This is a genomic window from Hyphobacterium sp. (genome assembly GCF_965229905.1).
GTDB lineage: Bacteria > Pseudomonadota > Alphaproteobacteria > Caulobacterales > Maricaulaceae > Hyphobacterium.
On record NZ_OZ245930.1, the window covers coordinates 1,968,867 to 1,986,571 of the forward strand.

Genomic DNA, 17,705 nt, shown 5'->3' on the forward strand with positions numbered 1-17,705 from the left:
TTTTCGCACATCAGATCTGCTGGGGACGACAAGATGGATCTCGAACAACTCAACGACATTGCCAATCGCATGGTGGCGCACGGGCAGGGCATTCTGGCGGCGGATGAATCCACCGGTACGATCAAGAAGCGCTTCGATTCCATCAAGCTGCAATCCACCGAGGACAAGCGCCGCGACTGGCGCGAGATGCTGTTCCGTACCCAGCCGGCGATGAATGACCATATCTCCGGCGTCATCCTGTATGATGAGACGTTGCGCCAGAATGCCGCCGACGGCACGCCGCTGGTTGAGCTGATCGCCGCGTCCGGCGCGGTTCCGGGCATCAAGGTCGATACCGGTGCGAAGGACCTCGCCGGCGCCCCGGGCGAGAAGGTCACCGAAGGCCTCGACCGGCTTCGCGATCGCCTCAACGAGTATCACGAAATCGGCGCCCGCTTTGCCAAATGGCGCGCGGTGATCGATATCGGCCGCGAAGGCGATGACTCCATTCCCTCGCCCTATTGCATCGATGTGAACATGCACGCGCTCGCCCGCTATGCGGCGCTGTGCCAGGAAGCCGGCATCGTGCCGATCGTCGAGCCGGAAGTGCTGATGGATGGCGATCACGGAATCGAGCGCTGCTATGAGGTGACGGAATACGGGCTCAAAGCGCTCTACAAGGCGCTTTACGACCAGGGTGTCGAGCTCGAAGGCACCATTCTCAAACCCAACATGATCATTGCCGGCAAGAAGTGCCCCGATCAGGCCAGCGTCGAGGAAGTTGCCGACATGACGGTGCAATGCCTCGCCAATTGCGTACCGGCCGCCGTGCCGGGCATCGCCTTCCTGTCGGGTGGCCAGTCGGACGAAGAAGCGACGGCGCACCTCAACGCGATGAATGCCGCTTATGACCTTCCCTGGCCGCTGACCTTCTCCTACGGGCGCGCCCTGCAAGCCGCCCCGCTGAAGGCGTGGGGCGGATCCGATGTCGAAGCCGGCCAGAAAGCCTTTAACCACCGTGCGCGGATGAACGGTCTCGCCGCCAAGGGCGAGTGGTCCGCTGATCTCGAGAAAGAAGGCTAGGCTGGGCCGGGACCAAACCCGTTTCAATCTCGACGGTCACCGCATGCATGCGTCGGTGACGGCCGAGAACGGTGTCGTGAACGCCGATACGGTCTTCGAATTCTCACAATCGGATGACTGGGTGACCGCCCGGTATTCTGGCGGCAAGATCGTGCATGGTTATCTGGTCGGCCGGGTGGACGGTTCGGCCTTCGCCTTTCGCTACTGCCAATGCGACACGGACGGTCATCTCGATGGCGGGCAGTCGAATTGCGAGCTGGAACGCCGCGCGGACGGCGGTATCCGTATCGTCGAACGCTTCTTCTGGGAGTCGCGCGGCGAAGAGGGCGTCAATATTATCGAGGATCTCTAGGCTTCGCTGCGCGCACAGGCTTCCGGCATGCGGCCGCCGCCTTCCAGCAGCGACTTGCCGGTCGCGTCGCAGAGCGCGTCGATCCGATAGCTCACCGCGGCTTCCCGCGGACCGCCGGCATAGCGCGCGACCAGCAGAACCGGACCGGCCTGCGGCACAATACCCGTGCAGGCATAGACCTCGTCATAATCCTCACGCACATCCGCGCCTTGTGCCGTGACCGGGCCAAAGCCGGGAATGGCTTGCCAGGCGGCCGCACAGGCATTTTCCGCAAAAGCGGCGCGTTCATGCATCGGAAGCGTGGTCGATGTGCCGGCGCCGGACGCCGAACCGATCAGAAAATAAGACGCGGCCCAGATCGCCAATCCACCCAGGATCAGCATGTTGAGAATACGCATCATTTCTGTTGTCCTCCCCACCCGGTGGCGAAATTAGGACCGCTAAAGTCCTCATTGCAAACATTTTCTCGTGACGCGCGAGCGGATTCCCACGAGGCTTTCGCGGACGCTCCGAAACGGCTATGGCGCAAACATGACTTGCCAGCTTTATCTTCTTACGCCGCCGCGCATTGAGGCCGGTTTCGCCGAGACGCTGATCGCCGCGCTCGACGCCGGTGACGTCGCCGCTTTGCAAATCCGGCTGAAAGATCACACCCCAGATGAGATCAAGCAACTCGCCCCTCCGCTGATCAAGGCGGCGCAGGACCGCGGTGTGGCGGTCATTCTGAATGACGATCCCGAACTGGCCGTCGCGCTGGGTTGCGATGGCGTGCATGTCGGGCAGGGCGATGTGCCGGCAAAGCAGGCGCGCGCCGCGATCGGGCCCAAGCGCATGCTGGGCGTGACCTGTCACAACAGCCGGCACCTGGCCATGCAGGCCGGGGAAGCCGGAGCTGACTATGTGGCCTTCGGCGCCTTTTATCCAACCCGGACCAAGACACCGCCCACGCAGGCCGATCCGGATATCCTCGACTGGTGGTCGCAACTGTTCGAAATCCCGTGCGTGGCGATTGGCGGGATCACGGTCGAAAATGCCGCGCCGCTGATCGAGGCCGGTGCGGATTTCCTGGCCGTGTCCTCGGGTGTGTGGTCGCATGTGGACGGGCCGGCAGCGGCCGTTATAGCGTTCAACGCATTGATGCGGGGCGAGTAAAACGAGGTGATGATGGCCTATCGTCTGATGGCTGTCCTGTTGTTGCTGCCCGCCATGGCCTGGGCCCAGGACGCCGATCCCGAACAAGCCGATTCTGCCGTGGACGCGGCGCCTGCGCCCATCCTGCGCGATCTCGATCTGATTGATGCCGAGGCGCAGAATGATGCGCTGGCGCTGGATGATATTCCCGACTCCGAGATTCCCACCAACGACACGGATATCGACGATCTGTTCGACCGCGCGCAGCTTGCCTATGCGACGGGCGACTTTGAAACCGCACTGACGCTGGCGCGGACCGCGGCGGCGGCCGGGCATTCACAGGCAGCAACGCTGGCCGGGCTGATGCATGAGGAGGCGCAGATCGCCGACGCCAGCGATGTGACTGCCGCGCGCTGGTATCGCCGGGCGGCCAGCCAGGGCGAACCGGTGGGTAATTACCGGCTTGGCCGTATGGCACAAGAGGATCGCGCCGGGCTGGCACGCGCCGAAGCGCGCGGGTTTTTCCTGCGCGCTGCGCAGGCCGGTCATGTGCCGGCCATGCTGGCCTATGCGCTGGTGCTGAAGGCTTCGCCCGTGCCGCAGGATGCGCCGCTGGCGATCGAATGGGCGGAACGCGCTGCCAGCCAGGGCGATGTCGAGGCGATGTTCCAGCTCGCCCAGATGTATGACAGCTGGGAGGGCGGTCCGCAGGAGCCGGCGGCGGCGCGGCAATGGTATGTCGCGGCGGCCAACGCCAATCATGCCGAAGCAGCGCTGCAGGCCGGGCTGATGCTTGCCAATGGCGAGGGCGGTGAAGCGGATCCTGAAGCGGCGTTCGACTATATCCGCCAGTCGGCCGAGGCGGGCTTTGCCCCCGCGATGGGTCAGTATGGTCTTATGCTGCTCAATGGCTGGAATGGCCGGGAACCGGACACGGTGTCGGCGGTCGAATGGTTTGCCCAGGGAGCGGTCGGCGGTGACGCGGAATCGCGCTTTCTCTACGCCGTCGCGCTGGCAGGCGGCTATGGCGTCGAGCGGGATCTGGTGCGGGCCTATTACTGGACGCTGATGGCGGAATACGAAATGGACGGCGCGTTGTCTCACAATGTCGATCGCGACCGCCTGCAGGCCGCGCTGGAGAACGATCTGACGGCGTCCGAGACCGAACAGGTCCGCGCCCAGATCGCGGCTTACCGCGCGCGCTAGAGACCGCACCGGCACGGCAACAGCGCTTGCCGCCCGCACGGCATCCTGATAGGACGCGCGCGAATTGACCGGCCCCTGCCATGCGCGGGGGCCGGCTCACATCGTGAAGACAGCCGACAGGATTGCCGTCCATGAAAATCAACGGGAATGAAGTAAAGCCGGGCATGGTGCTGCAGCACCAGGACACGCTCTGGACCGTGGTGAAAGCCGAGGCCGTGAAGCCCGGCAAGGGCGGCGCGTTCGCCCAGGTGGAAATGAAGAACATTCTCGACGGGCGCAAGCTGAACGAACGCTTCCGCGCCGCCGACAAGGTCGAGCGCGTGCGGCTTGAGCAGAAGGATTTCCAGTTCCTGTTCAAGGACGACACGATGGCGACCTTCATGAACACCGAGACTTATGATCAGATCGAGCTGCAGATGGACTTCATCGGCGAGGATACCGCCGCCTATCTGACGGACGGCATGATGGTCATGGTCGAATTCTACGAAGACAAGCCGATCGGGCTCACCCTGCCGCAATTCGTCGAGCTGGAAATCGCCGATACCGAGCCGGTGGTGAAAGGTCAGACCGCGGCGAACTCCTACAAGCCGGCGGTACTGTCGAACGGCGTTCGCACCTCGGTGCCGCCCTTTGTTGGCGTCGGCGAGCGGGTGATCATCTCGACCGAAGACGGCAGCTATCAAAAGCGGGCTGACTAGAGGATGGGACGCGTTACCGCCCTCATGGAAGTGATGCAGAACGCGGCCCGCAAGGCGGGCCGCGGGCTGGCGCGCGATTTCGGCGAAGTCGAACATCTTCAGGTCTCGCGCAAGGGTCCAGCGGACTTCGTGACCGCCGCCGACCGCAAGGCCGAGGACACGCTGTTCGAAGCCTTGAGCGCGGCGCGACCGGGCTATGGCTTCCTGATGGAGGAGCGCGGCGTTGTCGAGGGCACGGACAAGACCCATCGCTGGATCGTCGATCCGCTCGACGGGACGCTGAACTTCCTGCACAGCCAGCCGCATTTCGCGATCTCGATCGCGCTGGAGCGGATGGGCGAGATCGTCGCCGGGGTGATCTACAATCCCGTGACCGGCGACATGTTCCACGCGGAAAAGGGTTATGGCGCCTGGCTCGATGAGCGGCGCCTGCGCGTCTCCGGCCGCAAGGAGCTGATGGACTGCGTGATCGCGACCGGCACGCCCTTCTTCGGCAAGCGCGGGCATGCGCGTTTCCTGAAAGAGCTGCACCAGATCATGCCGAACGTTGCCGGCGTCCGCCGCTACGGAGCGGCGTCGCTGGATTTGGCGTGGACGGCGGCCGGCCGGTTCGACGGTTTCTGGGAACGCGATCTCAAACCCTGGGACATTGCTGCGGGAATCATCATGGTGCGCGAAGCCGGCGGCTACCATGTGGAGGCCGACGGTGCCGGCGATCCGCTGGCGACCGGCAATATTCTGGCGGGCAATGAATCGATCTGCCACCAGCTCTCCGAGAAGCTGAAGGCCGCCGCCTAGTTCTTAGCTCGGGTCGATTGAAAGTTCGCAGGAGGTGGCGTATGCGGCCGTCATGGCCGCGACCCCGCCGATCCGCTTCACATCCTTTGCATCGCGCCGTCAAATTCTCGAAGCCCTCGGCGAAGCCGGCATATTCCGGCAGCTGGCTCCATTCGATCCGCACATCGTCGGATCGGTCCCACTGGACGTCCATCACGCGGCATCCGATATCGATATTTGTTGTGGCGCGCCGGACCTGACCGCCTTTGCGAGCGCCCTGAAAGCGCTGGCGAATGTGGAGCTGGTGGAGGTGACCGAGAATGTCTATCTCGGCCGGCCTTCGGTTATCGGGCATTTCATAATTGGCGGGCATGCCGCGGATATCTTCGCGCAATCCTGTCCGGTATCGGAGCACCAAAGCTATCGTCTCTGGAAGGTTGAAGCGCGATTGCTGGCGGTTGGAGGCGATGCGTTGCGAGACCGCGTGCGTGCCCACAAGATTGCTGGAATGAAAACAGAAGCCGCATTCGCGGCATCGCTGCGGCTTGCCGGCGATCCCGTCGATGTGTTGCTCCAACTCGCAGCGAGCCCGGATAACCGCCTTGAAGCGGTAGTCGCCGCTGCCGGAATTGCCTGATCAAACGCCTTTCCGACCTTGGATTCCGAAAATACCTGCCGTGTACCGGGGGATCGGTGTGTTTCATGCCCCGTTCAGCGTGACTGTGCCTTCGTCGCAATCGGGGAGGACCGTGCCATGCTTGAAATGATCCTGCTGGCGGATGCCGAGATTGCCGACGATTGCACCTGGAACGGCATTCCGCTTTACGGCGAAGTCCAGATCGTCGACAGCTTCGCCGATATCGACGTTCAGGCCGTCGAGAGTTTTCCCGACCTTCGCGTGAAGGTCGTTGAGAGCTTCCCGGACGATTGCGGGGAATGGGAGTTTGTCGAGTCGTTTCCGGATTTCACGATCCGCTTCGTGGACAGCTTTCCCGACATCAAGATCGAATTCGTTGAGAGCTTTCCCGGGGTGGAGTAGTCAAACGGGATGGCGATCTACAACCGGTTTATCCTCCCGAACCTGATTGATACCTCGTGCAAGCTAAGCCCGATCATGAAGCAGCGGGCCAAGATTGTGCCGGACGCCGAGGGCGTGGTTGTCGAGATCGGCATGGGCGCGGCGCCGAATCTCGGCCTTTATGACCCGCAGAAAGTCCGCACCGTGATCGGCATCGAACCGAATGCCGGGCTGCGCAAGAAGGCGGCCCGCGCGATGGCGCAAAGCGCGCTCGATGTCAGGCTGCTCGACGGCCTTGCGGAGGAGCTGCCCCTCGACAGCGCCAGCGCGGATACGGTGGTGCTGACCTATACGATGTGTTCGCTTGGCGATGTTCCCGGGGCGATGAGCGAAATCCGGCGCATTCTCAAGCCCGGCGGGCGTTTGCTGATCTGCGAACACGGCGCGGCACCGGATGCCGGCGTCCTGAAATGGCAGCAGCGCCTCGAACCGGTGTGGAAGGTGTTCGCCGGCGGGTGTCACCTGTCCCGCCCGATCGACAAGCTGGTTGAACACAACGGTTTCCGGTTCGAAAAACTGACGGCCGAATACATGCCGAAGACACCAAAAATCGTGGCCTACGATTATATCGGCGCCGCCAAGGCGTCCTAGGCGCAGTCCGCGCATCGGGGCGCCGCCGGATCGGTCTCGAGGCGTTTCTCGGCGATGGCCTCACCGCATTCGACACACCAGCCGTATTCTTCGTCCTCGATGCGCTTGAGCGCGGCGTCGATGCGGCGGATTTCCATAGCCCGGCGGGCGTCTGCCGCCTTGGCCATCGCCTGGACCTGCAGACTGTCCTGGCGCGACAGGCGGCCAACCGATTGCTGGTCCAGTTCCACGGGCTTGCGATCGTCGCCGCTGCCCGAGGACAGCGCCAGCAACTCATCCTTCAGCGCCGCCAAGCGGGCGCGGGCCTTGTCCGGATCGATCACCATCCGGATAGCCTAGCAGCCGGCGTGCGCGGCGCTACTCTTCGACGAGGTGTGCCAGCGTCTCGATGCGGATGCCGACCTCAGTGCCGACAATCGCCGCGGCGGTCTCATGGCCCCATTCGGTGCGGTCAATGGTGCCTGTGACGGTAAACCCCACGGCCTGGCGCTGGGTGGCCGGATCCACGCCCTGACGATTGAGTTCGACATTGAAGGTCACCTCCCGGGTCTCGCCCCAGAGGGTCAGATTGCCGGTGACCTCTGCCGTCGTGTCGCCGGTCTGATCGACGCGGGTTGAGACGAACTCCAACTGCGGATGGGCCTCGGCGTTCAGCCAGAAGGCGCCCGCGACATGCTCGTCCCGGACGGGATGGCCGACAAAGACGGAGCCGGTTTCGACGAAGGCCGAAACCGACGAATTGGCCAGATCCCCGGCATTAATGGTGATGGTGCCGCCGGAGTCCATGAAGCTGCCAAAGATCGTGGTGAAGCCGAAGCGATCGACCGAAAACACCGCCTGGGTGTGGGCCGGATCGATCTCGTAGCGATCCTGGGCGAGGGCGGGCGTGGACGCCGTTATAAGGGCCGCGGATACAAAAAAGGTGCGAAACATGCTATTCTCCCCTTTATCCGCCTGAAGTTTGCGCGCGAGCTATCGGTCCCGCAAATGACGCTTTGGAAGGAATGAGCACGGATGCGTGAACACTTCGAGCGGATGGCCGCCTATAATGGCTGGGCCAACGACCGCTTGTATGCCGCCGCAGCCGGCCTTCCCGAAGACCGGCTGAAGGCGGATGTTGGTGCGTATTTCCAGAGCATTTTCGGTACATTGACTCATATCCTGACCGCTGACCGGATCTGGATGCGGCGCCTTACGGGCGAAGGGCCGGACCCGAAGGATCTGGCCGAGCTGCCATTCGACACGCTCGACGAACTGACGGATGCGCGGCGGGCCATGGATAAGCGGATCGGAGACCATGTTGCCGGGCTGGCAGACGCCGATTTTCCGGCGATCGTGAATTATTCCAACATGGCCGGAACGCCCCATCAATTGCCGCGCCACTCGATCCTAAGCCACGTCTTCAATCACCAGACGCATCATCGTGGCCAGGTCCACCACATGCTGTCCGCGGAGGGCGTCGATCCGCCCCCGCTGGATCTTTTGTATTTCATGCTTCCCGCGGCGTAGGGGAGATTCCGCGACAGATCATCCCTGTGGTCTTTGGCAGGTTGCCCGCCTAGTTTGAGCGCTTAGTGGGTCAGCAGGGACAGTCATGACGGAAACGATTTTATCGCTGGAAGGCGTCACCAAGCGCTATTCCGGCCAGACTGCTGTGGCCGAATTCGACATGCAGGTCGGCCGCGGCCAAATCACCGGCTTCCTCGGACCCAATGGCGCCGGCAAGTCGACGTCTTTGCGCATGGCGCTGGGAATCATCCGTCCCGATGCCGGCCGGACGCGCCTGTTCGGCAAGGCGCCCGGTGCCACTGTTCTGGAGCGGGTGGGCTTTCTTCCCGAAGAACGGGGCATCTACAAGAAGATGAAGGCCGAGGATGTCATCATTTTCTTCGGCCGCATGAAAGGCATGTCGATGGCGGCGGCCCGCAAGGCGGCGCGCGACGGGTTGGAGCGGTTCGGTCTGGGCGGCGACGCCAAGAAGAAGATCAAGGAAATGTCGAAGGGGATGGCCCAGAAAGTCCAGATCATTGCAACGCTCGCCCATGATCCGGAGTTCATCATCCTCGACGAGCCGTTTTCCGGGCTCGACCCGGTGAACCAGAAAATGCTCGAGGACATGATTCGCGACGAAGCGCGCCGCGGCAAAACGATCCTGTTCTCGACCCATGTCATGGAGCATGCTGAGCGGCTCTGCGACCAGATCGTGCTGATCTCCAAAGGCCGCAAAGTCTTTGACGGATCGGTGCCCGAGGCGCTGTCACAGGTCCCCCGGCGCGTGATCATTGAAGCGTCCAGCGACCACGATCTGGCACAGATTCTGGCAAACACCGGCGATGTATCCCGCGGGGAAGCGCCGGACGGATTGCAGGGATGGACGGTTGAGCTGGCGGCCGGCAAGGACGCCCAGGATGTCTTGAAAGCGTGTGTCGAGGCCGGCGTGCGGCTGGCCCGGTTTGAACCGATGCGCGCTCATCTGCACGACGTGTTTGTCGAGCTCGTCCAGAATTCCAGCCGGGAGACCGCGTGATGCGTGCAATCTATCTCATGGCCCGGCGCGAATACCTGTCCTATGTCGCGACCTGGGGCTTCTGGTTATCGCTGTTGTCCGTGCCACTCTTCATGGGCGTCGGTATTCTGATCCCGATCCTGGCCGAGACCTCTCAGCCAACGCGGCATTTTACCGTATTGGATAATACCGGTCAGGGCTTCGACCGGGTCATCGAGGAGAGCGTGGACCGGGATCGCTTCGTTCCGGTGGAAGCGCCGGCCGGCGATATTGACGGTTTGAGGCCGTACCTGCTGGGCGAACAGTCGATCGAGGTCGACGGTGAAACGCATCCCTTGTTCGCGGCGATCATATTCGCGGTCGATGAGAAGGCCGATACCGTCATCGAGTATTGGAGTACCAATCTGACGACGGGCACGTTGCGTGAAACGGCCGAGGACTCGCTGCAGGACTGGCTGCGCAGCGAGCGGCTGGAAGAGCTGGGCATCCCGCAGGAGGTACTCGAGGAGATCAATGCCATCGACCCGCGGGCGCGATCGTTGAACCCGGAACGGGAGGGCGATACCGCGGAAGTCGGTTTTGCCGACCGGGTGCCGATTATCGTCGGGATCGGGTTTGCGATCGGTCTGTGGATCATCATCTTCTCGGTGACCAACATGCTGCTCACCGCGATGATCGAGGAGAAGGGCAACAAGATCCTCGATACGCTGTTGGCCACTGCGCGATTTGATCAAGTCCTCATCGGCAAGCTGGCTGGCCTCGCGGCGGTCTCGGCGACGTTGCTGCTGGCCTGGGGTGTGATGGGATCCGGCGGGGCTTTCGGCGTTCAGGCGGTCCTGGCCGCGGGCAATGACACGCTGGTTCAGATCCTCAATGCGGTCTTCGATCCCGGCCTGATCTTTCCGGCGCTAGGCTATTTCGTCGTCGGCTATCTGATGTTCGGTACGGTGTATCTGGCCATCGGTTCGCTGTGCGACACGCTGCAGGAAGCACAGTCCCTGATGAGCCCTATCATGCTGATGATGATGATCCCCTTCTTCATCATCTTCGTGACCATCGAGAATCCGGATTCACTGCTCTTGCAATATGCATCCTGGGTGCCGTTCTGGACGCCTTTCCTGATGATGGCGCGCCTGCAGACCGATCCGGCCACGATCGAGATCATTGCCACGACGATTGCCATGCTTGTCACGGCAGGTGTCGTGATCCTTCTGGCCTCGATGGTCTTCCGGCAGGGGGCGCTGGGCCGTGCGAATGCGTCGTCGGTGAAAAAGCTGTTCAGCCGCAAGAAATCGGCCGCGCAATAGAAAACGCCGCGCTGATGGCAGCGCGGCGTTTGTCTTTAAACCCGTTCGGCTTGGGCTTGCGGTATCCTACCGGCGGGCACCCTTGCCACCGATGAGACCTTCGCGCTGTGCGCGCTTGCGGGCCAGCTTGCGGGCCCGGCGGATCGCCTCGGCCTTCTGGCGCGCGCGCTTCTCCGAGGGCTTCTCGAAGTGATTGCGACGCTTCATTTCGCGGAAAGTCCCTTCCCGCTGCATCTTCTTTTTCAGCGCGCGGAGCGCTTGCTCCACATTGTTCTCGCGCACGATGATCTGGACGATGGTCCACTCTCCTGTGTCTGTACCAATCTGTTGCGCAGCCGCACAGATTCGTGGCGACCGCAGGCCTCTTGCCGAGAGGCGCGGCTATTAGCAGAGCTAAAGCAGCCTGTCCACACCCCTTAACGCCTGTGACGCAATGCGCATCGACGCGGTGCAGGCTATGCTCTAGATAGGCTTCATGGCTCGAAAATCGACCCCATCCGCCTTCGATCGTCTGCTCGACGCGGCGCTTCCAATGGCGGCCTTCGACGGCTGGACAGATGCGGTGCTGGCCGACGCGGCAGTGGCGGCCGGACTGACGGATGATGCGCTGCGGCTGGCGGCTCCGCGTGGCGTGCTGGACCTGATTGCGCATTGGTCGAACCGGCTGGATCACGCCATGCTGGCACGTCTTGGGGACCGCGATCTCGGCGCGATGAAGATCCGCGAACGCGTGACCTTAGCCGTTCAAGCACGGTTGGAGGCCATTGGCCGTCATGAAGAAGCAGCCCGCCGCGCAAGGGCGAGGCTTTTGCTGCACGATGCGGGCACGCTCGGCGCCGCGCTGGTCTGGCAGACATCGGATCGGATCTGGGGCGCGCTGAACGATCCATCGACCGATTTCAACTGGTATTCGAAGCGGACGATCCTGTCGGCCGTCTATGTGTCCAGCCTGTCGGCCTGGCTGAACGATGAAAGCCGGGACAAGGCGAACGCCAAGGCGTTTCTCGACCGGCGCATCGGGAATGTCATGGAGTTCGAGAAAGCGAAGGCCGGCTGGCGAAAGCTGACGGCCGACCTGCCTGACCCGGCCCGCGTCCTGGCGCGCCTGCGCTATCCGCGGCGACGCGTCTAGGTCCAGCGCGGATTGGGAAACCAGTCGCGCTTGGCCTTTACCTGAACCAATTCCTGCTCGGGCCATCGCAAAGCGGTCAGCTTGCCGCCATAAACGCAGCCGGTGTCGAGGCTCCATACATTGTTGCGCTTGCGGACCTTTCGATCGGCAACATGCCCGTGCACGACCGTGGCTTCGCCCCGGTAATTACGGGCCCAGTCGAGGCGGATGGGAAAGCCGAGATCATCGGTCTGGCCGGTGGTTTCGCCATACATGGCCAGCGCGCGGGAGGTGCGGTTCTCGATGCCGTGATAACGTTCCGGCAGGCCGGCATGGGCGACTATCAACCGCCCGTTATCCAGCACGAGGTGACTCGGCAGGCTGTCGAGATAGTCGCGGACCAGTTCGAGGAATTTGGCCTTTTCCTTTTTGGCCTCCTGCACGCTCGTTTTGAGGCTGGGACTAATGCGCACGTCGCGGCCCTTCAGCCAGCGCAGGAATTTGTCGTCATGATTGCCGATGACGCAGCGCGCGATACCGGCCTTCTCCGCTTCCATGGCGAGGCGCACCACATCCATCGAGGCCGGACCGCGGTCGACGAGGTCACCCACAAAGACGATCTTGCGCTTGTCCGGGTGCGTGAGCGAGGTATTGCGCTTGCCGCGCGGTCCGCGGGTCTTAACCTCATAGCCCAGCTTGCCGAGGAGCTTCTCAAGCTCGCGGGCGCAGCCATGGACGTCCCCGATAATGTCGAAGGGGCCGGTTTCCGACTTCCAGACAAGGGGTTCGTCGTGGATCATGTGTTCCGCATAACGGCGGAGCCGGAGAGTGCAAGTCAGGATTGGCGTGGGAGCGGGGAAATCCGGTTGATATGGCCCATTTTCCGGCCCGGGCGGACCGTGCGTTTGCCATAAAGATGCAGGCGCGCGCTGTAATCAGCTGCCAGCGCTCGCCAGGGTACGACATCCTCGCCGATCAGATTGATCATTTCGCAGGCTGAATGCGGGCTGCAGGGGCCGAGCGGCCAGCCTGCGACGGCGCGGACATGCTGTTCGAACTGGCTGCAGGCGCAGGCATCCATCGTCCAGTGACCGGAATTGTGCACACGCGGTGCGATCTCGTTGACGACCAGCCCGCCGTCAACGTCAAACAGCTCCACTGCGAAGACGCCGACATGTTCCATGCCATTGCCGATGGCGGTCGCAATGTCCAACGCCTGCGACTGGAGTCCGGGGGAAACAAGCGCCGGCGCTTTCGACACGCGTAAAATACCGCCAGAGTGGTCGTTCTCGGCCAGCGGATAGGCGGCAACTTCGCCTGTCAGTGTGCGCGCCGCGACGATCGACAGTTCGCGCTGGAAAGGCGCAAAGGCTTCGAGAATCGCGGGGTTTTCGCCAATCTCCGCCCATGCCGCGGCGAGGTCGGTTTCATCACGGATCACGGCCTGGCCCTTGCCGTCATAGCCGAAACGGCGTGTTTTCAGGATGCAGGGCCGGCCGATTTTTTCAACGGCCGTCTCGAGTTCCGCCAGAGATCCGACCTCGGCAAATTCGACCGTCCCGCCCCCCGCGTCACGAATGAAGGTTTTTTCCGTCAGCCGGTCCTGAGTCAGTTCGAGCGATTTGCGGCCCGGCCGAACGGGGGTGCGGCTTTGTGCGGCATCGAGCGCTGCTGCTGGAACATTCTCCCATTCAAACGTGACGGCATCACAGCGGGCGGCAAAGCTCTGTACGGCCCCCATATCATCCCAAGGTGCAGCACAGATGCGGGTGGCGACACGTCCGGCCGGACAGTCCCGGTCCGGATCGTAGACGTGAATGTCAAAGCCGAGCCCGGCTCCCGCCATGGCCAGCATGCGGCCGAGCTGACCGCCGCCGAAAATGCCGATCACGGATCCGGGCGCGAGCGGTTGCGTCATGCGATGTCAGTCTTCCACGGTGTCGGGAACAGAATCGGTCTGGGCCTGGCGCCAGTCTGCCAATCTCGTGGCCAGCGCCGTATCGGACAGGGCGACGATCGACGCCGCGAGGAGCGCGGCATTCTTGGCGCCGGGCTTGCCGATCGCGAGCGTTCCGACCGGCACGCCGCCGGGCATCTGAACGATCGACAACAAGCTGTCCATGCCCTGCAATGCCTTCGATTCCACCGGGACACCCAGCACGGGCAGGGAGGTCATCGCGGCCACCATTCCGGGCAGGTGGGCGGCACCGCCGGCGCCGGCGATAATCACCTGAAAACCGTTGTCCTTTGCCGACTTCGCGAAATCGGCCATGCGGTCGGGGGTGCGGTGGGCGGAGATCACCCGGGCATCATAATCAGCGCCGAGTTGGTCGAGCAGATCGGCGGCCGCTTTCAAGGTCGGCCAGTCCGAGCGGGATCCCATGATAATGGCAATGCGGGGCGCGCTGGCGCTCACGGTAAGCCTCCTCGGCTCGCGGGAAGCGCGGGAACATACCGGGAAGCGGCCTAACGTCAAGGAAAAGCCGGTGCCGGGGAAATTAACCTTGAGACTTTCTTAACTGGACCCGGCGAAGCTCAGGGCAGGATTTATCTCGCCAGGTCCGGTGTCATGAGAATTCGTCCCTTTGATGCGCTCAACAAGCTCCGCTCGACCGGGGAGGCGAGCCAGAGTGCCGCCGGGTCTTCGGCCGGATCGGTGGCCGCTTCGGCTGCCCCCAGAGACGCGGCCCAGATCATGGGCGTTCCGGAAAATGAGCTGACGCCGAATGTGCAACGGGCGCTGCTGACCCTGATGGGCGAAGTCGACCAGCTCCGCAAGGACACGGAGCGCCTGCGCAAGCGCGTCCGGGAGCTTGAATCGCTGGCCGATCACGACGTGCTGCTGCCAGTATTGAACCGCCGCGCCTTTGTCCGCGAAGTCTCCCGCGCCCAGGCCCTTGCCGAACGCCATCATGCGCCGTCTGCGCTGGTCTATTTCGATCTGAACGGTTTCAAGGACCTGAACGATTCGCATGGACATGCGGCAGGCGATGCGGCGCTGCATCATGTGGCCACCATGTTGACCGCCAATCTGCGCGAAACCGATTCGGTCGGTCGTCTCGGCGGCGATGAATTCGGCATCGTTTTGACGCTGACCACTGTCAGCCAGGCTGAAACCAAGGCCGCCGAGCTTGCGGCCCTGATCCGGGAAACCGATTTCGATCATGACGGGGTCGCGCTTCGCATCGACTCCGCATGGGGCGTTCATCCGATCGAGGGCGGCGTGACGGTCGACGCGGCGATGGCGCAAGCCGACGCGGCGATGTATGCGCGCAAGCAGAAGCTCAAGGCGGCCGCCAACGGCTAGACCATCAAGCGATGATGTCGGGAGTCAGCCGGTCTTCAAGCGCGGCAATCCGGTCCTTGAGCCGCAGTTTTTCTTTTTTGAGGCGAGCCAGTTTCAACTGGTCGCTGACACCGGTGTCCTGAAGCGCCCGGACTTCCGAATCCAATGACCTGTGGCGGAATTTCAGCTCGTCGATCTTCGCCCGAATGGTGGATTGTTCGAGGAATTCGTCTTCGCTCATGGGCCACTTTTCGATCTTTTGACGGAATCATTATCGCGTCTGACGCGAGGCCGACTGCATACACCTATTTGCCCGTCAGGAAAACGGCTTTCACAAAGCCGGCAAAATCGACGCTTGCGCCAGCCAGGCGGGCATAGGCTTCCAGGGAGCGCAAGGCCGTTTCGGGCGTTGCCGGCGCTGCGGGCGCTTGCGACGCGATTCCGAACAGGATGTCCTGTTCTGCCTTTTCCGCTTCCAGCTCGCATGCCAGCACCGACTTATAGAGGCGGCCGCTGTCCGGAAAATCCTTCAAACGCCGGCGTATTGTGCGGATGGATTGTGTGATCTCCCGACACCAGGGTGTGAGCTTTTCCATCGCTTCGCCGAGCAATGGTTCGGCCAATCGCCCCTCGCTCGCCAGCCAGGCGCACCACAGGCAGACATTCACATTCAGCCCATACCGGTCTTGCAGACGCAGAACGGAGTCGTGCACCGCGGCCCGATCATACGCTTCGAGTGACCAATTCCAGAAAGCGTGACTCATGGTTTCGCGGCCGGGCGGCGCCCTCCCAAGAGATCTTCGCCCCACCGCCGGGTCGGCTTCCAATTCAGGCCGAAGAGATCGAGGGCGCGGCCCACGGACTGATCCACCAGATCGGCAATCGATTCCGGATTGGCGTAGAAGGCCGGCAGCGGCGGATGAATGATGGCGCCCATCTCGGTGAGCTGCGTCATGGTTCGCAGATGCCCGAGGTGGAACGGCGTTTCGCGCACCATCAGGACAAGCCGGCGCCGTTCCTTCAGAACGACATCGGCGGCGCGGCTGATCAGACCGGAGGTCACGCCGGTGGCGATTTCGGACATCGACCGGACGGAACAGGGAGCGACCAGCATGCCGAGCGTCTTGAACGAGCCCGACGCGATCGACGCACCAATGTCGGATGGCTTGTAGGCATAATCCGCCATCGCCTTGAGATCCGCCGGTTTCAGCCCGGTTTCATACCCAAGGGTCATCTCTGCTGCTTTCGAGGCCACAAGATGCGATTCAATACCGAGATCGCGTAGCGCGGCGAGCGCCCGAATGCCGTAAATAACACCGGAAGCGCCGGAAATTCCAACGATCATACGCGGGCGTTCAGCCATTCTTATCCCCGACCAGAAATGTGATGTGACTCGCTCCCGCAACAGTGTTTGAATTCAAAGTCCACGTTGTATTTAACGCAAGGAGGCGACTTATGACGATAGAAGCGCACATCCGTGAATTGGACGCCCGGCATCACGAACTTGACAACCGCATCGAAGCCGAAAGCAAGCGCCCCGGATCAGATACGCTTCAGATCGCCTCTCTCAAGAAGGAAAAGCTGCGACTTAAGGAGCAGATAGAAACGCTGCGACGAAGTCACTGACACGGCAAGTTGAAAGACATTACGGTAGGGCGGCCTTGCGAAAGGCCGCCCTGCTTGCATGATCACCGGGAATAATCCGGAGCCCTCCATGAACCGCGTTTTTATCGCGATTTGCCTTCTGACCGCATTGGCGGCCTGCAACCGGACCGACGCCGAAACCGAAATCGGCGCCGCCGAGGATTTTTGCCAACGTGGCGAAGACGCTCTGGCCGAGGGCGATTCAGAGGCGGCCATCGAAGCGTTCGAAGACTGCCTGACCACTGCCGACCTGGAGCCAGAAGAAGAAGCGGTCATCCACACCCGGCTGGGTGGCGCCTATCTCTATCTGAACCGGTACGAGGAGGCGCTGCAGGCTTTCAATCTGGCTTATGCGATCGCGGAAACGCAGGGCGTGCAGTTCGACAACCCCTATGTCAGGCGCAATCGCGGTATTGCCCGGCGCTGGGTCGGTCAGACCGACGGTGCGCTCGAGGATCTGGAGTTCGCCGCGCGGCAACTGCCGGATGATATCATGACGCAGCTCAATCTGGGCAGTCTCTATGGCGATCTTGGCCGGCAGGCTGAAGCGATCGCAGCCTTTGATACGGTCACGCGGATCGAGCCGGAATGGGCGGGCGGCTGGACCAATCTGTCGGCAGCGCTCCTGGAATTCGGCCTGAACGAAGAAGCGATCGATAATGCCCGCCGCGCCGTCGAGATTGATCCGGAGAGCGGATTTGCCCTGAACGCGCTGTGCTGGGCGCTCATCGTCGACGGCCAGCACGAGGTTGCGTTGCCGCTCTGTGATCAGGCGGTCGCGGCCGAACCCGATAATGGCGCCATTATCCATTCGCGCGCCGCAGCACTCGAAGGCGTTGGCCGCCTGGACGAAGCCCGGGAGCTTTATGCCCGGGCCTATGAGCTTTATCCCGGCTCGACCGTTATCGAAGACGATTATCTGCGTACCCGTGTCGACCCCGAGTAATCAGGAGACG

The 17,705-nt window shown here is 62.4% G+C and carries 26 protein-coding genes; 16 read left to right on the forward strand and 10 right to left on the reverse strand.

Annotated features, from left to right (window positions below; all coding sequences use genetic code 11):
• Positions 1–33 precede the first annotated feature (33 nt).
• Entirely contained in the window at positions 34–1,062 is a 1,029-nt protein-coding gene (locus tag ACO08C_RS09845) for a class I fructose-bisphosphate aldolase (RefSeq protein ID WP_421785304.1), read from the forward strand.
• A gap of 55 nt (positions 1,063–1,117) precedes the next feature.
• Complete coding sequence (locus tag ACO08C_RS09850) at positions 1,118–1,414, forward strand: hypothetical protein (protein WP_421785306.1); 297 nt, start codon at positions 1,118–1,120, stop codon at positions 1,412–1,414.
• On the opposite strand, the gene ACO08C_RS09855 is transcribed toward ACO08C_RS09850, so the two are convergent.
• Positions 1,411–1,815: a hypothetical protein gene (locus ACO08C_RS09855; protein WP_421785307.1), complete on the reverse strand. Its 405-nt coding sequence runs from the start codon at positions 1,813–1,815 to the stop codon at positions 1,411–1,413. The two genes, ACO08C_RS09850 and ACO08C_RS09855, sit on opposite strands and share 4 nt — an antisense overlap.
• Positions 1,816–1,945: 130 nt before the next feature.
• Here ACO08C_RS09855 and thiE point away from each other — a divergent pair, with 130 nt between their 5' ends.
• The 7 genes from thiE (at position 1,946) to ACO08C_RS09890 (ending at position 6,895) form a co-directional block, all read left to right on the forward strand.
• Complete coding sequence (gene thiE, locus ACO08C_RS09860) at positions 1,946–2,566, forward strand: thiamine phosphate synthase (protein ID WP_421785309.1); 621 nt, start codon at positions 1,946–1,948, stop codon at positions 2,564–2,566.
• Positions 2,567–2,578: 12 nt separating this feature from the next.
• Complete coding sequence (locus ACO08C_RS09865) at positions 2,579–3,751, forward strand: tetratricopeptide repeat protein (RefSeq protein ID WP_421785310.1); 1,173 nt, start codon at positions 2,579–2,581, stop codon at positions 3,749–3,751.
• Between the two features lie 131 nt (positions 3,752–3,882).
• Positions 3,883–4,449, forward strand: a complete 567-nt coding sequence (gene efp / locus ACO08C_RS09870) for an elongation factor P (protein WP_421785312.1) — start codon at positions 3,883–3,885, stop codon at positions 4,447–4,449.
• Positions 4,450–4,452: 3 nt separating this feature from the next.
• Positions 4,453–5,247 (forward strand): inositol monophosphatase family protein, encoded by a 795-nt coding sequence (locus ACO08C_RS09875; RefSeq protein ID WP_421785314.1) that lies wholly within the window; start codon positions 4,453–4,455, stop codon positions 5,245–5,247.
• Between the two features lie 52 nt (positions 5,248–5,299).
• Positions 5,300–5,863, forward strand: coding sequence for a DUF4269 domain-containing protein (locus ACO08C_RS09880; RefSeq protein WP_421785316.1), 564 nt, complete (start codon positions 5,300–5,302; stop codon positions 5,861–5,863).
• Positions 5,864–5,980: 117 nt separating this feature from the next.
• Positions 5,981–6,265, forward strand: a complete 285-nt coding sequence (locus ACO08C_RS09885) for a hypothetical protein (RefSeq protein ID WP_421785318.1) — start codon at positions 5,981–5,983, stop codon at positions 6,263–6,265.
• 9 nt (positions 6,266–6,274) lie between these two features.
• Complete coding sequence (locus ACO08C_RS09890; RefSeq protein ID WP_421785319.1) at positions 6,275–6,895, forward strand: class I SAM-dependent methyltransferase; 621 nt, start codon at positions 6,275–6,277, stop codon at positions 6,893–6,895.
• Here the strand turns inward: ACO08C_RS09890 and ACO08C_RS09895 are convergent.
• Both ACO08C_RS09895 and ACO08C_RS09900 read right to left on the reverse strand, forming a co-directional pair.
• Positions 6,892–7,221 carry a TraR/DksA family transcriptional regulator gene (locus tag ACO08C_RS09895; protein WP_421785321.1) on the reverse strand — a complete coding sequence of 110 codons (330 nt, stop codon included), beginning with the start codon at positions 7,219–7,221 and terminating at the stop codon, positions 6,892–6,894. The two genes, ACO08C_RS09890 and ACO08C_RS09895, sit on opposite strands and share 4 nt — an antisense overlap.
• A 31-nt stretch (positions 7,222–7,252) precedes the next feature.
• Positions 7,253–7,828 carry a YceI family protein gene (locus ACO08C_RS09900; protein ID WP_421785323.1) on the reverse strand — a complete coding sequence of 192 codons (576 nt, stop codon included), beginning with the start codon at positions 7,826–7,828 and terminating at the stop codon, positions 7,253–7,255.
• 81 nt (positions 7,829–7,909) lie between these two features.
• On the opposite strand from ACO08C_RS09900, the gene ACO08C_RS09905 reads away from it, so the two are divergent.
• From ACO08C_RS09905 to ACO08C_RS09915, 3 genes are all read left to right on the forward strand, one after another.
• Positions 7,910–8,404, forward strand: a complete 495-nt coding sequence (locus ACO08C_RS09905; protein ID WP_421785325.1) for a DinB family protein — start codon at positions 7,910–7,912, stop codon at positions 8,402–8,404.
• Positions 8,405–8,489: 85 nt separating this feature from the next.
• The gene (locus ACO08C_RS09910; protein WP_421785327.1) at positions 8,490–9,422 is read left to right on the forward strand and encodes an ABC transporter ATP-binding protein; all 933 of its coding nucleotides are present in this window, start codon (positions 8,490–8,492) and stop codon (positions 9,420–9,422) included.
• Complete coding sequence (locus ACO08C_RS09915) at positions 9,422–10,708, forward strand: ABC transporter permease (RefSeq protein WP_421785329.1); 1,287 nt, start codon at positions 9,422–9,424, stop codon at positions 10,706–10,708. The genes ACO08C_RS09910 and ACO08C_RS09915 overlap by 1 nt, the downstream gene beginning before the upstream one ends.
• A 66-nt stretch (positions 10,709–10,774) precedes the next feature.
• Here ACO08C_RS09915 and rpsU read toward each other — a convergent pair whose 3' ends face one another.
• The gene (rpsU, locus tag ACO08C_RS09920) at positions 10,775–11,068 is read right to left on the reverse strand and encodes a 30S ribosomal protein S21 (protein WP_421788699.1); all 294 of its coding nucleotides are present in this window, start codon (positions 11,066–11,068) and stop codon (positions 10,775–10,777) included.
• A 115-nt stretch (positions 11,069–11,183) separates the two neighbouring features.
• On the opposite strand from rpsU, the gene ACO08C_RS09925 reads away from it, so the two are divergent.
• Positions 11,184–11,840, forward strand: coding sequence for a COQ9 family protein (locus ACO08C_RS09925; RefSeq protein WP_421785331.1), 657 nt, complete (start codon positions 11,184–11,186; stop codon positions 11,838–11,840).
• Here ACO08C_RS09925 and ACO08C_RS09930 read toward each other — a convergent pair.
• Genes ACO08C_RS09930 through purE form a run of 3 tightly spaced genes read right to left on the reverse strand, consistent with a single transcriptional unit; the run spans position 11,837 to position 14,202 of the window.
• The gene (locus ACO08C_RS09930; RefSeq protein ID WP_421785333.1) at positions 11,837–12,619 is read right to left on the reverse strand and encodes a metallophosphoesterase; all 783 of its coding nucleotides are present in this window, start codon (positions 12,617–12,619) and stop codon (positions 11,837–11,839) included. The genes ACO08C_RS09925 and ACO08C_RS09930 overlap by 4 nt on opposite strands.
• Positions 12,620–12,654: 35 nt before the next feature.
• Positions 12,655–13,737, reverse strand: coding sequence for a 5-(carboxyamino)imidazole ribonucleotide synthase (locus tag ACO08C_RS09935; protein ID WP_421785334.1), 1,083 nt, complete (start codon positions 13,735–13,737; stop codon positions 12,655–12,657).
• A 6-nt stretch (positions 13,738–13,743) separates the two neighbouring features.
• Positions 13,744–14,202 (reverse strand): 5-(carboxyamino)imidazole ribonucleotide mutase, encoded by a 459-nt coding sequence (gene purE / locus ACO08C_RS09940; protein ID WP_421788701.1) that lies wholly within the window; start codon positions 14,200–14,202, stop codon positions 13,744–13,746.
• A gap of 186 nt (positions 14,203–14,388) precedes the next feature.
• Here purE and ACO08C_RS09945 point away from each other — a divergent pair, with 186 nt between their 5' ends.
• Positions 14,389–15,126, forward strand: a complete 738-nt coding sequence (locus ACO08C_RS09945) for a GGDEF domain-containing protein (RefSeq protein WP_421785336.1) — start codon at positions 14,389–14,391, stop codon at positions 15,124–15,126.
• Positions 15,127–15,130: 4 nt separating this feature from the next.
• On the opposite strand, the gene ACO08C_RS09950 is transcribed toward ACO08C_RS09945, so the two are convergent.
• The 3 genes from ACO08C_RS09950 to ACO08C_RS09960 form a co-directional block, all read right to left on the reverse strand.
• Positions 15,131–15,346: a YdcH family protein gene (locus tag ACO08C_RS09950; protein WP_421785338.1), complete on the reverse strand. Its 216-nt coding sequence runs from the start codon at positions 15,344–15,346 to the stop codon at positions 15,131–15,133.
• Positions 15,347–15,410: 64 nt separating this feature from the next.
• Complete coding sequence (locus ACO08C_RS09955; RefSeq protein ID WP_421785339.1) at positions 15,411–15,869, reverse strand: TIGR02444 family protein; 459 nt, start codon at positions 15,867–15,869, stop codon at positions 15,411–15,413.
• Entirely contained in the window at positions 15,866–16,468 is a 603-nt protein-coding gene (locus ACO08C_RS09960; RefSeq protein ID WP_421785341.1) for a UbiX family flavin prenyltransferase, read from the reverse strand. The genes ACO08C_RS09955 and ACO08C_RS09960 overlap by 4 nt, the downstream gene beginning before the upstream one ends.
• Positions 16,469–16,560: 92 nt before the next feature.
• On the opposite strand from ACO08C_RS09960, the gene ACO08C_RS09965 reads away from it, so the two are divergent.
• On the forward strand, positions 16,561–16,731 hold the full coding sequence (locus ACO08C_RS09965; RefSeq protein WP_421785342.1) for a YdcH family protein: 171 nt from the start codon (positions 16,561–16,563) through the stop codon (positions 16,729–16,731).
• 88 nt (positions 16,732–16,819) lie between these two features.
• On the forward strand, positions 16,820–17,695 hold the full coding sequence (locus tag ACO08C_RS09970; RefSeq protein ID WP_421785343.1) for a tetratricopeptide repeat protein: 876 nt from the start codon (positions 16,820–16,822) through the stop codon (positions 17,693–17,695).
• The last annotated feature ends 10 nt before the right edge of the window (positions 17,696–17,705 follow it).

Bases quoted from the DNA above. Each gene is read 5' to 3' on its own strand.
- ACO08C_RS09845 (WP_421785304.1), top strand. From the start codon at position 34: ATGGATCTCGAACAACTCAACGACATTGCCAATCGCATGGTGGCGCAC.
- ACO08C_RS09855 (WP_421785307.1), bottom strand. From the start codon at position 1,815: ATGATGCGTATTCTCAACATGCTGATCCTGGGTGGATTGGCGATCTGG.
- thiE (WP_421785309.1), top strand. From the start codon at position 1,946: ATGACTTGCCAGCTTTATCTTCTTACGCCGCCGCGCATTGAGGCCGGT.
- ACO08C_RS09865 (WP_421785310.1), top strand. From the start codon at position 2,579: ATGGCCTATCGTCTGATGGCTGTCCTGTTGTTGCTGCCCGCCATGGCC.
- efp (WP_421785312.1), top strand. From the start codon at position 3,883: ATGAAAATCAACGGGAATGAAGTAAAGCCGGGCATGGTGCTGCAGCAC.
- ACO08C_RS09875 (WP_421785314.1), top strand. From the start codon at position 4,453: ATGGGACGCGTTACCGCCCTCATGGAAGTGATGCAGAACGCGGCCCGC.
- ACO08C_RS09880 (WP_421785316.1), top strand. From the start codon at position 5,300: ATGGCCGCGACCCCGCCGATCCGCTTCACATCCTTTGCATCGCGCCGT.
- ACO08C_RS09885 (WP_421785318.1), top strand. From the start codon at position 5,981: ATGCTTGAAATGATCCTGCTGGCGGATGCCGAGATTGCCGACGATTGC.
- ACO08C_RS09890 (WP_421785319.1), top strand. From the start codon at position 6,275: ATGGCGATCTACAACCGGTTTATCCTCCCGAACCTGATTGATACCTCG.
- ACO08C_RS09895 (WP_421785321.1), bottom strand. From the start codon at position 7,221: ATGGTGATCGATCCGGACAAGGCCCGCGCCCGCTTGGCGGCGCTGAAG.
- ACO08C_RS09900 (WP_421785323.1), bottom strand. From the start codon at position 7,828: ATGTTTCGCACCTTTTTTGTATCCGCGGCCCTTATAACGGCGTCCACG.
- ACO08C_RS09905 (WP_421785325.1), top strand. From the start codon at position 7,910: ATGCGTGAACACTTCGAGCGGATGGCCGCCTATAATGGCTGGGCCAAC.
- ACO08C_RS09910 (WP_421785327.1), top strand. From the start codon at position 8,490: ATGACGGAAACGATTTTATCGCTGGAAGGCGTCACCAAGCGCTATTCC.
- ACO08C_RS09915 (WP_421785329.1), top strand. From the start codon at position 9,422: ATGCGTGCAATCTATCTCATGGCCCGGCGCGAATACCTGTCCTATGTC.
- ACO08C_RS09925 (WP_421785331.1), top strand. From the start codon at position 11,184: ATGGCTCGAAAATCGACCCCATCCGCCTTCGATCGTCTGCTCGACGCG.
- ACO08C_RS09930 (WP_421785333.1), bottom strand. From the start codon at position 12,619: ATGATCCACGACGAACCCCTTGTCTGGAAGTCGGAAACCGGCCCCTTC.
- ACO08C_RS09935 (WP_421785334.1), bottom strand. From the start codon at position 13,737: ATGACGCAACCGCTCGCGCCCGGATCCGTGATCGGCATTTTCGGCGGC.
- purE (WP_421788701.1), bottom strand. From the start codon at position 14,202: ATGGGATCCCGCTCGGACTGGCCGACCTTGAAAGCGGCCGCCGATCTG.
- ACO08C_RS09945 (WP_421785336.1), top strand. From the start codon at position 14,389: ATGAGAATTCGTCCCTTTGATGCGCTCAACAAGCTCCGCTCGACCGGG.
- ACO08C_RS09950 (WP_421785338.1), bottom strand. From the start codon at position 15,346: ATGAGCGAAGACGAATTCCTCGAACAATCCACCATTCGGGCGAAGATC.
- ACO08C_RS09955 (WP_421785339.1), bottom strand. From the start codon at position 15,869: ATGAGTCACGCTTTCTGGAATTGGTCACTCGAAGCGTATGATCGGGCC.
- ACO08C_RS09960 (WP_421785341.1), bottom strand. From the start codon at position 16,468: ATGGCTGAACGCCCGCGTATGATCGTTGGAATTTCCGGCGCTTCCGGT.
- ACO08C_RS09965 (WP_421785342.1), top strand. From the start codon at position 16,561: ATGACGATAGAAGCGCACATCCGTGAATTGGACGCCCGGCATCACGAA.
- ACO08C_RS09970 (WP_421785343.1), top strand. From the start codon at position 16,820: ATGAACCGCGTTTTTATCGCGATTTGCCTTCTGACCGCATTGGCGGCC.